The sequence below is a fragment of the Heyndrickxia coagulans 36D1 genome, from assembly GCF_000169195.2.
GTDB lineage: Bacteria > Bacillota > Bacilli > Bacillales > Bacillaceae_C > Weizmannia > Weizmannia faecalis.
Genome location: NC_016023.1, coordinates 3279826 through 3293106, shown reverse-complemented (window position 1 = coordinate 3293106; position 13281 = coordinate 3279826). Strand labels below are relative to the sequence as shown.

13 protein-coding genes are annotated in these 13281 nt (G+C 45.1%); 2 read left to right on the top strand and 11 right to left on the bottom strand.

Features of this window, described 5'->3' with window-relative positions:
- Positions 1–4: 4 nt before the first annotated feature.
- The 4 genes from glgD to BCOA_RS33035 form a co-directional block, all read right to left on the bottom strand.
- On the bottom strand, positions 5–1114 hold the full coding sequence (glgD, locus tag BCOA_RS33050; RefSeq protein ID WP_014098278.1) for a glucose-1-phosphate adenylyltransferase subunit GlgD: 1110 nt from the start codon (positions 1112–1114) through the stop codon (positions 5–7).
- 17 nt (positions 1115–1131) lie between these two features.
- On the bottom strand, positions 1132–2289 hold the full coding sequence (locus BCOA_RS33045) for a glucose-1-phosphate adenylyltransferase (RefSeq protein WP_014098277.1): 1158 nt from the start codon (positions 2287–2289) through the stop codon (positions 1132–1134).
- Positions 2289–4229, bottom strand: a complete 1941-nt coding sequence (gene glgB / locus BCOA_RS33040; RefSeq protein ID WP_014098276.1) for a 1,4-alpha-glucan branching protein GlgB — start codon at positions 4227–4229, stop codon at positions 2289–2291. The genes BCOA_RS33045 and glgB overlap by 1 nt, the downstream gene beginning before the upstream one ends.
- Positions 4230–4529: 300 nt before the next feature.
- Positions 4530–5525 carry a glycoside hydrolase family 15 protein gene (locus BCOA_RS33035; RefSeq protein WP_014098275.1) on the bottom strand — a complete coding sequence of 332 codons (996 nt, stop codon included), beginning with the start codon at positions 5523–5525 and terminating at the stop codon, positions 4530–4532.
- A gap of 673 nt (positions 5526–6198) precedes the next feature.
- Between BCOA_RS33035 and BCOA_RS34895 the strand changes: the two genes are divergently transcribed.
- Complete coding sequence (locus tag BCOA_RS34895; RefSeq protein ID WP_014098273.1) at positions 6199–6351, top strand: YpzG family protein; 153 nt, start codon at positions 6199–6201, stop codon at positions 6349–6351.
- Positions 6352–6583: 232 nt separating this feature from the next.
- Here the strand turns inward: BCOA_RS34895 and BCOA_RS33025 are convergent, their stop codons facing one another.
- The 3 genes from BCOA_RS33025 to BCOA_RS33015 form a co-directional block, all read right to left on the bottom strand.
- Positions 6584–7090 carry a DsbA family oxidoreductase gene (locus tag BCOA_RS33025; protein ID WP_014098272.1) on the bottom strand — a complete coding sequence of 169 codons (507 nt, stop codon included), beginning with the start codon at positions 7088–7090 and terminating at the stop codon, positions 6584–6586.
- 23 nt (positions 7091–7113) lie between these two features.
- Entirely contained in the window at positions 7114–7623 is a 510-nt protein-coding gene (locus BCOA_RS33020) for a GNAT family N-acetyltransferase (protein WP_014098271.1), read from the bottom strand.
- Positions 7624–7841: 218 nt separating this feature from the next.
- A complete protein-coding gene (locus tag BCOA_RS33015) occupies positions 7842–8468 on the bottom strand; it encodes an NUDIX hydrolase (RefSeq protein WP_014098269.1) in 627 nt (208 codons plus the stop codon).
- A gap of 308 nt (positions 8469–8776) precedes the next feature.
- On the opposite strand from BCOA_RS33015, the gene BCOA_RS33010 reads away from it, so the two are divergent.
- Entirely contained in the window at positions 8777–10069 is a 1293-nt protein-coding gene (locus tag BCOA_RS33010; RefSeq protein ID WP_014098268.1) for an Nramp family divalent metal transporter, read from the top strand.
- A gap of 85 nt (positions 10070–10154) precedes the next feature.
- Here BCOA_RS33010 and BCOA_RS33005 read toward each other — a convergent pair whose 3' ends face one another.
- The 4 genes from BCOA_RS33005 to BCOA_RS32990 form a co-directional block, all read right to left on the bottom strand.
- Positions 10155–10604, bottom strand: coding sequence for a Dps family protein (locus tag BCOA_RS33005; protein ID WP_014098267.1), 450 nt, complete (start codon positions 10602–10604; stop codon positions 10155–10157).
- An 80-nt stretch (positions 10605–10684) separates the two neighbouring features.
- Positions 10685–11149 (bottom strand): VanZ family protein, encoded by a 465-nt coding sequence (locus BCOA_RS33000; RefSeq protein ID WP_014098266.1) that lies wholly within the window; start codon positions 11147–11149, stop codon positions 10685–10687.
- Between the two features lie 182 nt (positions 11150–11331).
- Positions 11332–12279, bottom strand: a complete 948-nt coding sequence (locus tag BCOA_RS32995) for an ABC transporter permease (protein WP_014098265.1) — start codon at positions 12277–12279, stop codon at positions 11332–11334.
- A complete protein-coding gene (locus BCOA_RS32990; protein WP_014098264.1) occupies positions 12276–13214 on the bottom strand; it encodes an ABC transporter ATP-binding protein in 939 nt (312 codons plus the stop codon). The genes BCOA_RS32995 and BCOA_RS32990 overlap by 4 nt, the downstream gene beginning before the upstream one ends.
- Positions 13215–13281 lie beyond the last annotated feature (67 nt).

The following is a 13281-nucleotide window of genomic DNA, read 5'->3' as shown; positions in this document are numbered from 1 at the left end:
TCCATCAAATGATCTCTTTTTTGGATAATACTGTCGGATGCGACGGGGTCCCGACAACCACCTTATGCTGGGTAACGGCTACCTGCTTGTCTGCGATGACATTTTCCAATACCGCATCTTCTTCCACTTCTGATTTTTGCATGATGATACTGTTTTTCACGACTGCTCCTTTTTTGATTTTTACGCCGCGGAAAATAATACTGTTTTCCACCGTCCCTTCAATTAAACAGCCGTTCGCAATAAATGAATTTTTTACGTCCGCTGTTTGTCCGTATTTTGTCGGCGGCTCATGTTTGATCTTGGTCAGAATTTCCCAGTCGCTGTAAAAGAAAGCGCGGATCGTATCCGGGTCGAGCATGGCCATGTTTGCCGCGTGGTAACTGTCCATGGAGTGGATAAAGATCATATTGCCGCGGTGGTGATACCCCTTAATTTTAAATTTATGGACATTCGCTTTGATCGCATCCCGCAAAAAGTCATATTCTCCGTTTTCATAACAGGTTTGGATGAGATCCATCAGCAACGGTTTTGACAGCACATAGGTTTCCAGGCAGACAAGATCACCCTTTTGCGGAGCGGTAAACAGTTCGATGTCCCGTACGTTGTCCTCTTTATCTACCACTACTTGATGATAGTTCGGTTTTTGGATCGGCTCCCCGTCATATTTTCTGTATACAACGGTGATATCCGCCTGGCTTTTCTCATGGGATGCGACCAGCTCACAAATATCGAGTTTGCTGACGTTGCTTCCCGGCGAGATGATGACAAGGTCTGCCGAGGCCCGTTCAAAGAATTCGCGATGATCATAAAAGCCCTGGATATCCCCCTTCAATTTTGCATCATCGGCAACCGGCGGCAGGATAAACAGCCCGCCGTCGTACCGGTCCAAATCCCATTCCTTTCCGGAACCAATATGGTCTATGATCGATCTGCCGTTGTCTTTCGTAAAAACGGCAACCTGGGTAATTTCAGCATGAATGAGATTGGAAAGTGCAAAATCAATGAAGCGGTATCTGGCGCCGAACGGAACGGAAGCAAGGCAGCGGTGTTTTGTCAGCTCCTTTAAAATCGGCTTTTCATTGATCAAATTGATAACTCCTAGTACGTTCGTCATGTTTCACCCGTCCCTCTTTATAAAACTTCTTTTATTTCCGCTTCTTCGCCGTTTTGCGGACAGCTGTACAACTGAATATCATTTGGTTTTGAAGGCGTGATTTTTTTGCCGTTTTCAATGACGGTGCCGCTTGCAATAATGGCGCGTTCGATGGTCACATTGCTGCCGATCGTGACATTCGGCATGATGACGGAATCCTGGATTGTACTGTTTTTGCCAATATAGACATGATCCGAGATGACAGAATGGAAAACATTCCCGTAAATCCAGCTGCCTTCGTTGATGAGTGCGTTTTTAATATTGGATTGGGGCGCAATATATTGCGGAGGATGGTTCGCATCTCCGGTGAAAATGCGCCAGTCCGGATCATCCAGATCAAATGCCGGTTTTTCTTCCAGCAAGTCCATATGTGCTTCCCAGAAGCTTTGGACCGTGCCGACATCTTTCCAGTAACCTTCAAATTTATAAGCATACATTTTCTTTTTATCTTTCAGCATTTTCGGAATAATATCTTTCCCGAAGTCGTGCGAGGAAGCGCTGTTTTTCTCGTCCTGTATTAAATATTCGCGCAAAAGCTTCCAATTAAATAAATACACGCCCATAGACGCGAGATTACTCTTTGGGAATTTCGGTTTTTCTTCAAATTCAACAATTCTTCCTTCTGCGTTTGTTACCATAATGCCGAAGCGCCCTGATTCCTGCCACGGGACTTCAATTACGGCAATACTCGCCTGCGCCCCTGCTTCCATATGCGATTTTAACAGTTTCCGATAATCCATTTTATAAATATGATCGCCTGAAAGAATGACAACATATTCCGGGTTGTAGTGGTCAATATACTGGATATTTTGGTAAACCGCATTGGCTGTCCCCTTATACCATTCGCCGCCGTCTTTCCCTACATACGGCGGCAGCACGGCTGTTCCGCCGAAATTTTTGTCAAGGTCCCATGCTTTCCCGTTTCCGACATACGAGTTTAAAAGATGGGGTTCATATTGCGTCAGCACACCGACCGTATCAATGCCCGAGTGCATGCAGTTGCTTAGTGAAAAATCAATAATTCTGTACTTGCCGCCAAAAGGCACTGCCGGTTTTGCCAGCTGGGACGTCAAATCCCCGAGCCTTGTTCCCTGTCCGCCTGCTAAGAGCATTGCCATCCATTTCTTTTCTGCCATTATTTTTTGCCACCCCTTTGCCGTTTTTTTGATTGCTTTTTAAAGATCAATGCACTGAGTGGGGGAATGCTGATTTCCATACTGTATGGCTGGTTATGAAAAGGCTCCTTATCCACTTGGATTGCTTCTTTGTTCAACAAACCACTGCCGCCGAACCGTTCATCATCCGTATTGAAAATTTCGATATATTTCCCAAATGAAGGCACGCCGATTCGGAATTTGTCATATTTGATTTTTGAAAAATTACAGAGGACGATGCAATAATCCCCTTTCCGCTTCCCTCTTCTCATAAAAATTATGATGCTCTGCCTGCGATTATTCGGATCAATCCATTCAAAACCTTCAGGGTCATGGTCCAAGCGCCACAAGCTTCTTGTGTTTTGATAAAATGCGTTCAAGGCTTTTGTAAACTGAAAGAAGGTACGGTGCGTTTCAAAATCCAGCAGCATCCAATCCAGCTGCGTCAGATCTTTCCATTCGTCAAACTGTCCGAATTCGCTTCCCATGAATAATAATTTTTTACCCGGATGTGTCATAAAATAAGCATAAAGAAGGCGTAAATTTGCAAATTTTCGCGGGAAATCCCCGGGCATTTTATTGAGCAGCGATTTCTTCCCGTAAACCAGTTCATCATGCGAAAAAGGCAGTACATAGTTTTCCGAAAAAGCATAGTACATGGAAAAGGTGAGGAGATCATGGGCATCAGGCCTTTTTTCCTCCGGTGTCTGCATATAGGTGAGCACATCATGCACCCAGCCCATATTCCATTTATAATTAAAACCGAGCCCGCCCGCGTAAACCGGCGCTGTTACGAGCGGCCACGATGTTGCTTCTTCTGCAATCATTAAGGCATGCGGAAACATTTTAAAAACGGCTTCATTTAATTTTTTGATAAACTCGACAGCTTCCAAATTGACATCACCGCCATATTGGTTTGTCAATTTCTTTTCGTCTCCCCTGTCATGGTTTAAATAAATAAGAGAAGAAACTGCATCCACCCGGAAGCCATCAATATGATAAACGTCCATCCAAAAAATGGCGTTGGAAATAAGAAAACTGAAAATTTCAGGTTTCTGAAAGTCAAAATTATATGTACCCCAAATCGGCCGTTCCGCCATGTCAGGGTCTGCAGGCTCGAACAGCGGTGTTCCATCAAAGCGCCCGAGTCCGTGGGCGTCTTTGCAGAAATGGACGGGAACCCAGTCTAAAATCACCCCGAGGCCGTTCTCATGGCATTTGTCGATAAAATACATGAAATCTTCCGGCTTCCCGTACCGGCTTGTCGGTGCATAGAATCCGGTAATCTGGTAGCCCCATGACCGGTCAAACGGATGCTCCATCATCGGCATGAGCTCGATATGCGTATAGCCATGCCCGGCAACGTATGGGACCAGTTCGTCTGCCATTTCACGGTAGGTGTAAAAATCGCCATTGGCTTTTTTCTTCCATGAACCGAAATGCATTTCATAAATCAGCATCGGCTCGTGGTACGGATCGGATTTTGCTTTGTGGCTCATCCATTTTCTATCCTGCCACTGATATGTGCCGGGATCATAAATGACAGATGCCGTTTTCGGACGCACTTCCGAATAGAACGCATATGGATCCGCTTTAAAAAAAGTGTTGCCGGAAGGCCCTGTAATTTCATATTTATACAGCTCACCCGGCGCGAGATCCGGAATAAACAACACCCAGATGCTCGAATCTTTGAGTCGTTTCATTTGGTGTTTGCTACCGTCCCAGCCGTTAAAATCGCCGGCTACGGCAACGGCTTGCGCATTCGGCGCCCAAACAGCAAACCGCACGCCCTTTTTTCCTTCATACTCCATGACATGTGCCCCGAACAAAGTATAGCTTTCGTAAAGGGTGCCTTCGTGGAATAAGTAAAGCTCGAAATCAGTGGGCAGGACTTGTTGCGAATACTTAACTGAGTTTTCCAATGTCACACCTCCGCTATTTCAGCATACTTTTACTATTCGTTATGAATTTTACGAATCCTGCAAAAAAAGCCGTCTAATTTTGTCGAAATGGAAACAATATGATTTTATTTGCAAATTCGTCATTCCGTTTTTCAATAGACGCCCATGCTGCAGTGAACGCTGCATCAGTGGAAAAAGAAAATCAGCCGGCGTATATTTTCAGAATAGAAAAAAGCTGTTTTAAATGCGCCGCATTGGTTTGACATGCAATGAATATGCGGGTCGCGACTTAAAACAGCTTAAAATCGGCTGTTCAATTGTTTAACGGACGTCCATTGTTTTGAAGAACTGGTACGCCAAAGAAACAGACCAGGCAAGCGGTTTATTTCCATTCGGCACGTACTTGCCGCCGATATAAAGTTCCGGGATTTCCCAATTTTCCGTAATGATGCTTTTGGTTTTTTCCACATATTCATTTGCCTTATCATACATACCCAGTTCATAGAAACATAAACCAAGCCATGGAAAACCAAAGCACCATTCGGCTTCGGCGCCTTCATTATAGTATTGGTCATTGACATAGCGGATCACACCGTATTTCCGTTCAAGCGTTGTGGTGACATCTTCCAGTATTTGAAGCGCCATATCTCGGTTGACAATCCGGTAAGGGTAAATGAGAGACAGTAAAGCAAGGTCGGTCGGTTTGCCTGCGCTCTCCCGCGGCAGCAGTTTATAAAGTGTTTCTTCCCCTTTTTCAATCAGCCCATCCTCCACATGCAAGAGCATCCTGACTGCTTTTAAGCCGGCAACGCATGCCCCGACACTTGAAGCATGCACTTCCATATTCTCTTCCCACATCCCGTTATCTTCGGCCTGCCAATATTCCAGACACTCGAGATAGTCAACCAGTTTTTGGATAATCTCCAAATCTTTCTGGCTGCGGATGATTTTTTGGCCGTGGTGGACGCCTTCCCCTACGCCCCAAAGGAAAGCCCCGATAGCATCGTTTTGGGCATGGCCCCATTCTTGCGGGAGTTCCTCGAGGTCAGTGGAATAGCGGGCGTGGATATATTCATATAAATACCGTGGCCTTTTCTTTGTATGAATGTCAATTTTCCACTCATAGCGGATAAACAGATCAAGCAATGCCTGGTATGCTTTTTCATAATACGGGGACGGCGTGGCTAAAAAAGGCAGAACGGTATATACGACATCTCTGATCCAAACATAATGGTAGTCGGAAGACAAACTGGCGGTATAGGCACCGTTTGGCAGGCGCATCCGGTCAATGACCTCAACAGCTTTTTCGATGTTCATCAATCTTCACCTCCAAAAAGTTGATCCATACCATTAGTGTTGGCAAGAGGCTGATCCTTTTATAACCATTCCAACATAACTCCCCTGTTTTAAAGCGCTTTCAATAAGATCTTTGCTTTTTTCAAATGCATTCAAGCCGGGAAAAGCCGTGATTTGACAAACGGCGTTGCTGCCATTGCCAGCCATTTCTTTTCCTGGACGGTTGTTTTTTATATATTATGTCTGCATTTGTTGGATGATTATATAGAAAGCCTAATCAAGCCCGATTTTTTTGCCCGTTTCTGCCCGCTTGAATTCCGGCATCCCGGAGTTTTTTCCGTTCCTTTCCCTTAAATGCTTGTTTTGGTTTTTGTTTTTATTGTGTTATCAGCACACAGTGTAATTTGATTATTTAGGCGCGGCATGGTTTCCAATTTGGCATAATTGCGGCTTTGATCATTTTCTGTTATTAGTACAATGTGCCATACGTACATCTTAACCTTGATATGGATGGGGAAAATGTGACAATGTATGAGTTTTTAGCACATTGTGTCTTTTGATTTTTTTGCTCTGCCTTTCAGCCGGATTTTGCCCAAAACACACAGGATGTGTAATTTTGCCCTTTCTGCACAAGCTAGAATTGATATTCGGTATGAATATCAGCGGTATCCAAATCCTTCCAAGAGGTGATCGTATGAGCTACAAAGACCAGTTGGATCCGCATTCCGAGTTGTTCCATTACAACTGGACGCGGCGGAAACATACAAATTCCCAGGTCAATGGCGAGACGGAAGTTACACAAAACACCATCATCTTGAGGAGCAATGCAAAAGCGCATCGCTGGTGAGGATACTAAAAAGGCCGGGATGATTCCCGGCCTTTTTTGGTTGTGGTAATAAACGGAAATCCGCCAAAACGCTTGTTTTTCGTTTAAAATCATGCTATATTGGTATAGCGATGAGCTGAATTGCATAAGCCGGCAAGGCAACCTTTTTGGAATGCACAATGTGGAGTGCAAGCCTTAGCCGCCGCAAGAAAGATTGGAAAAAAGCGCCCCGGACCGGGCGCTTTTTTCATGTTTATATGGCCGCCACATAGGTTTCTTCTCGCCATGCTTCATGCATGGACTGAACAATAAAATCAACCGGGCGGGCTCCCGAAATCGCATATTTCCGGTTGATGACCATAAAGGGGGCAAAATCCGCGCTCAATAGATCTGCTTCTGCCTGGTCTTTTTTGATATGCTCCAAGTAAACATCCGTTACAATGGCTTTTTCAGCCGCTCTTTTATTCAGTCCGGCCATTTGGGCAGCATGTAATAAATCTCCTGTACCTGGTGAAGGCTGCCGGGCATACGTTTCAAACAGTGCCTTCGCAATGAACGTCTGTTTCCCGTGTTGTTTTGCAAAGTGCAGCAATTTATGGCTCTCTTCAATATGTACTTCTTTTTCGGGGTTTTTCACGAAACTGCGAAATTCCAGTTGAATGCTTTCCCTGTGGCCAAATTGTTCCAGTGCCTCGCCAAGTCTTACAAAGGCAAGATAAGAATCTGCCGATGAAAAATCCGACCATAATTCTATTTTCATAACTTTATAGCTCCTTAAGCCTTTCAAAATCCTTGAATTTTTTTACCAGTGATGATTAAATCGTGCATGCGTCCGTCAAGCACAGCCACTTCTTTCAAATGCCCCCAAGTTTCAAACCCGAAGGATGCAAACAACTTTAAACTGGCCTTGTTTTCGCTGAAAATAAAGCCGAGCAGTGTTTCCACCCCTAGCTTCGGGCAGGCTTCCAACATTTTCCCGAGCAGGTGCTTCCCGGCTCCTTTTCCTCTCCATTTTTCGCTGACATAAATACTGACCTCAGCAGTAGGCTGGTAAGCGGGCCTTCCGTAAAAATCGCTTAAACTGATCCAGGCAGCAATCTCCCCGTCTGCTTCCAACACCCAAAGCGGCCGGCTGTCCGGGTGATGGGCTTTAAACCATGGCAACTTTTCTTCTACGGTGACCGGGACTGTGTCAGCCGTTATAATCCCGTTTCCGATGCAGGCATTATAAATGTCCAGAATCTCCTGCAGATCTTCTTCTGTGGCATTTCTGATTAGGCCATGCTGTATCATCGCTCATTTTCCCTCAATTGTAAAAGTCCCCTCCGTTTCCGGAACGGAAGCTTTGTATTATAAACAACATTTTATAATAATTTCACGTAATTGAACAGTTTTTTTATGTCCTGCACACCAGACCATGCTGAAAACACCCGGTATGAAGGCACCCGGCTGCCGGATTCCGGCGGCATTTCCGGTTTCCGAAAGGGCAGGACAGCCGCCACGGGCATCATTCAAGCTTTGTCCGCACCCAAAATATCCATAAAGTTTTTCAAAATGCCGGCGGTTAATCCCCAAATAACATAATCCCCGTAGTAATAAAAATACTCGTCCATTTGCTGGCTGTTCCATTTATATGATTTACCACCCTGAATTAAATGGAAAGGAAAATCCTGGTCAGGCTCTACCTTAAATTCAATCCGGTAACATTCCGGCGCTGTTTTGGCAAAATGCGAAAGCGGGACTGTAAAGACTTCTTCCACCTCGCCCGGATTCGGATGAAAAGGCATATCCGGCAAAAAACCCGCAAACGGAAAGATCGCGCGCCTTCCATATGATGAAACGACATAGTCAAGCGGGAATACGTTGCGGATGACAGACGCATCCATGCACAGTTCCTCGGTTGTTTCCCGAATCGCGGCTTCCATTGGGTTTTTGTCCGTCGTTTCAATTCTGCCGCCCGGAAAACAAATTTCCCCCGGCTGTTTTCTTAACTGCCGGGACCGGACTTCAAATAAAACATGAAGGCCATCGCCTTTTTGAACGAGCGGCAACAGGACCGCAAACTGGGACAAACGGTCCATCCCAAAAACGGACGGTTCCCGCCTTTTTAATTTTTCGATAATGAATGCCTCGTTCAATCGATTCCCCCCTTTTAAACCTCGTTTCCATGTTGTGAAAACAGTTTTCCCTATACCTAATATATACCACAGTTTTCAAGAAAAGGATGCATTTTTCTCCCCTCCTTTTTTCTCCCGGAGCAGAAGCCATAACAGCACAGGAATCGGGCATAATGAACAAAAAGCATGTTTTCCATAAAAAATACAGGGGAAAATGCATGCAAAAGGTTTACTTTTTCGCAAACATTGAATACAATAGTACTAGATAAAGTTTTCCCTAAGGAAACTTTTTTGTTTCAGGGTTAAAATTAAAGAAAGGGGAAACATCTATGAGTGAAAAAACGATGAGCCAAAAAATGCCAGGCCGCACGTCCCATAATACAACGAGCGCACAAGCTGTACTACGGGGGGATGTGAAAGGGTTAAAACGGATTTTGCCTTTCCTAGGCCCGGCCTTCATTGCAGGCGTTGCTTATATCGATCCCGGTAATTTTGCCACCAATATTACGGCAGGATCGAAATACGGCTATATGCTGCTTTGGGTCATTGCCTTTTCAAACTTAATGGCCGTTTTAATCCAGTCCCTTTCCGCAAAGCTCGGCATTGCAACCGGGAAAAATTTGCCGGAAGTGGCACATGACCATTTTCCAAAACCGGTGTCGATCTTTTTATGGATTCAAAGTGAGTTAGTCATTATTGCAACAGATTTGGCAGAATTTATCGGCGCAGCTTTAGGCCTGTATTTAATTTTCGGCCTTCCGCTTTTGCCGGCCGCATTGATTACAGCAGTCGGATCGTTTGCTATCCTCGAATTGCAGCGCCGCGGCTACCGATCGTTTGAGGCAGTGATTGCCGCCCTTGTGATGATTGTCGTGCTCGCTTTTGCTTTGCAAACATTTCTGGCAAAACCGGAATGGGTAAAAGTATTCGGTGGGATTGTCACGCCAAAATTCGATGGCATCCAAAGCATTGTCCTGGCTGCCGGCATTCTCGGCGCCACCGTCATGCCCCATGCCATCTATTTGCACTCTTCATTGACGCAAAACAGAATCGTCGGAAAAAACGAGCTGGAAAAAAGAAAAATTTTCAAATTTGAATTGATCGACATCATCATCGCAATGGTGATCGCCGGGGCCATCAATATGAGCATGCTTGTGATTGCGTCCAGTGTATTTTATAAAAACGGCCTTGTCGTGGAAGATCTGGATGTCGCGTTTCGTGAGTTCTACACCCATATCGGACCGGCAGCGGCGATCTCTTTCGGCCTTGGCCTTTTGATTGCAGGGCTTTCCAGCTCCTCTGTCGGCACATTATCCGGTGATGTCGTCATGCAAGGGTTTATCAACAAACGGATCAATCTTTATTTGCGCCGTGCGATCACAATGATCCCGCCGCTTCTCATTATCATGATGGGCACCAACCCGACAAGCGCGCTTGTAATAAGCCAGGTCATTCTCTCATTCGGGATCATCTTTGCCCTTGTCCCGCTGATTCTGTTCACGAGCAACAGACAGATCATGGGTGAACTGGTGAACCACCGGATAACGAGCATCATCTCGTGGATCGTGGCAGGATTCGTCGTATGCCTGAATCTGTTCCTTTTGATTGATACATTTATATAAAGTGAAACAGCCCTTCCATCAAATGGAAAGGCTGTTTTTTTATTTGCCGCTGCTTTTTCACGGCTTAGGAAAAAAGCAGCGGCATTTACCGTTTGTCCGCCATCGCATCCAGCATCCAAATATCTTTGTCAAACCGGGTCAGAAAACGGGTGAGCAGATTGACGGTGGCATTGTCCTTGTTTTCTTCCGCCAGCGGAATCCCCGTTTCCCGGATTTCCTTTGCCAACTGCGCCAAATCCTCCCTTAATTGCTGCAGCAGTTCGCCCTCTTCATTATCCGCGCTCGCTTCAACAAGCGTCTTCTGGTCAAGGAATTTCGACATGGTCGCAAGCGGCCGTCCCCCGATTGCCAAAATTCTTTCGGCAAGCACATCCATTTGTTTTGAAAATGACCGGTACAAATCTTCAAAATAAGCATGGAGCGTGAAAAAGTTTTTTCCCTGAATATACCAGTGGTAACGGTGCAGTTTGATATAAAGCACTGTAAAATTTGAAAGTTCCTGGTTTAAAAATCGGACCAGTTTTTCTTCATCCAATGCATACTTCCCCCCTTTTACAGGCCGGCCATTGATTGGTCCTCGTTAGATTTTCACCGCAGGGCTTTTCTTATGCATATTTAACGCCAAATCTCAATTTTGATTTTTTTCACAAGCTTGCGGACCAGTAAAAAGATACCGTAACCGCACAATCCACCCGTTGTATTCAGCAAAATATCATCCACATCAAAACCTCCGACATGGAAATATCCTTGAATGGTTTCCACCAAAGCCGATGCCAAAAACGACAGCAATCCCATTATCCAGACCTTTCTCAGCCGCCTGAAAAGAAAGGGCAGGAAAAACCCGAACGGCATAAACATGAAAATATTCCCAAACAGATTGGAAAACCAGACTTCAAATTGAAAGTAACGGTAATAAAGGATATACATTCGGATCGTTTTAAACGGAATGATATTTTGGCTGGCAGAATTGGGCGCATGGCGGTACGGGATAAAGAACAAAAGTTCCGCTAAATAAGCAGCATACACAATGAAAATGAACAAAACGGCCGCATTGATTTTTTTCCGGTTATTTTTTCCCATATCATCCTCCAGCGGTCCGGGCAAGCCCCCATTATCATCCTATTCGGCGGGTGCACACGCTATGCGCCGCCCGTACAGCCTGATGCGTCCGCCGCTTTAAAAAAGCAAAGAGAGACCTGCTCTGGCAGATCCCTCCTTCACCCGGCCTTTTACAGCCATTGTACCTGAATTTACCCGTTGTATCAAAACGCAATGTCGCGTTTTTGAAAATACCAAAAGGTCAAGGTCATAAAAACGACATAATAAACAGCAAGCGTGATTAATGAAAACGGCAAGGTGACACCGTCTGTAAGTTTATCCTGGTACGCATAAACAGACAAGTCCAAATGCGGGAAAATCAGGAATTTCAGCCAATGGTACCGGTTCATCAGAAATAGAATAATCCCACCCAGTGTGTTTGTGATAAACAGGGCAAAAATGCCGATTCCAACAGCCAGAGCCTGACTCTTGAACAAGGTCGAAAGCATGAACGCAATCGCGCTTACCATGACAAGGCTCGGCAAATAAAGGGCAAATTTCAGGAAAAATTGCGGTCCGATTTCTTTAATTTTATATTGGCTGTCACCCACAGTATTTTCTATCATTTTCATATGGAAACTGCCGGATCCCTGAAAAAGAAGGCCAATCAAATAGCCGGCTATAAGCAGAACGGCAAGCAGCAATACCGCATAGGCTGTGACAGCAATGTATTTGGACAGCAAAATTTTCCATCTCGCATGCGGGCGGATCATCAGTTGCTTAATCGTCCCGGATGCAAATTCCGATGAAACGTTGGCGCTCCCAACGATCACACTGAACAAGGTGACAAATGAACCGAGCGGAATGACCACATTGTTCATGAAATGCCAGTTTGAATGGGCATCCGGATTGATATTGTATTTCAAATAATCTTGGTTTTTTTGGATGGTTGGCGCAAGGTCCGCGTATTGTTCAGGATCCTTTTTCATTAGCGCCTCATCCGCTTTGATTTCTTTCTCGATTTTCGTACGCCAGTTTGGATCGTCTTTGCCGTACACCTTATTGTAAAACAGTGCAGCAATTAGCACGAACGCGACAATCAGGAGCATATAGACCCATGCGCTTTTCCGGGCAAATATTTTCATCCATTCATTTCGGATTAAAGCGATCATTGATTTTCCTCCCCTGTTGTATGATTCGTGAGTTCAAGGAAACGGTCTTCCAGCGTTTTCTTTTCAAAATGAATTTCATAGACGTTGCAGCCGCTTCCTACCAATGTTGCGTTGATAACGGCTGCGTCTTTGTAAGCTGCCGAAACCAAAATACGCGTATCATCGACAATGGAAACCGGAAAATGGAGCTGTTTCTCCACCGTCTGCTTCGCGCTTTCGCTGTCATCCGTTGCAAACAAGATATCGCGGCGGTCATCCTGTTTTACCGTTGTCGTTTCTGCCATCGTTTCAATATGGATCAGTTTTCCTTTTTCAATAATGGCATAACGGTCGCACATCAGTTCCATTTCTGAAAGCAGGTGCGAGGAAACGAGGACAGATACCCCGCTTCCTGCCAGCTCCCGCAAATAGCCCCTGAATTCGCGGATGCCTTGCGGGTCAAGGCCGTTTGTCGGCTCATCAAGGATCAATAACGAAGGCTGGTGCAAAATCGCCTGGGCAACCCCGAGCCGCTGCCGCATTCCCAACGAATACGTTTTGACTTTTTGTTTAAGGGCATCTTCCAGTTTGACAAGCTTTGCGACTTCCCATAATCTCTCTTCGGAAACGGGTTTCCTTGACATTCTCTTATAGTGGACGAGATTTTGATAGCCGGTCATGTACGGATAAAATTCCGGATTTTCAACGATCGCGCCGATTTCATTCAAAGCCCCTTTGAAATCTTTATCAAGGCTTTTGCCGTTAATAAAGATTTCCCCGCTTGTGCGTTTCATCAATGAAACAATCATCCGGATAATCGTTGTTTTACCGGCGCCGTTTGGACCGAGAAGGCCGAAAACCTCACCTTTTTTCACTTCAAAACTGACCTGGTCCACAATTTTGCGCGAGCGGATTTGTTTTGTAATCCCTTTGACCGAGAGCGCCATTTCACTCATAACATCCCTACTTTCTGCTAAACGAGTCTAATCCATATACGAAACTGGCCTTAAAAAGTTTCAAAAA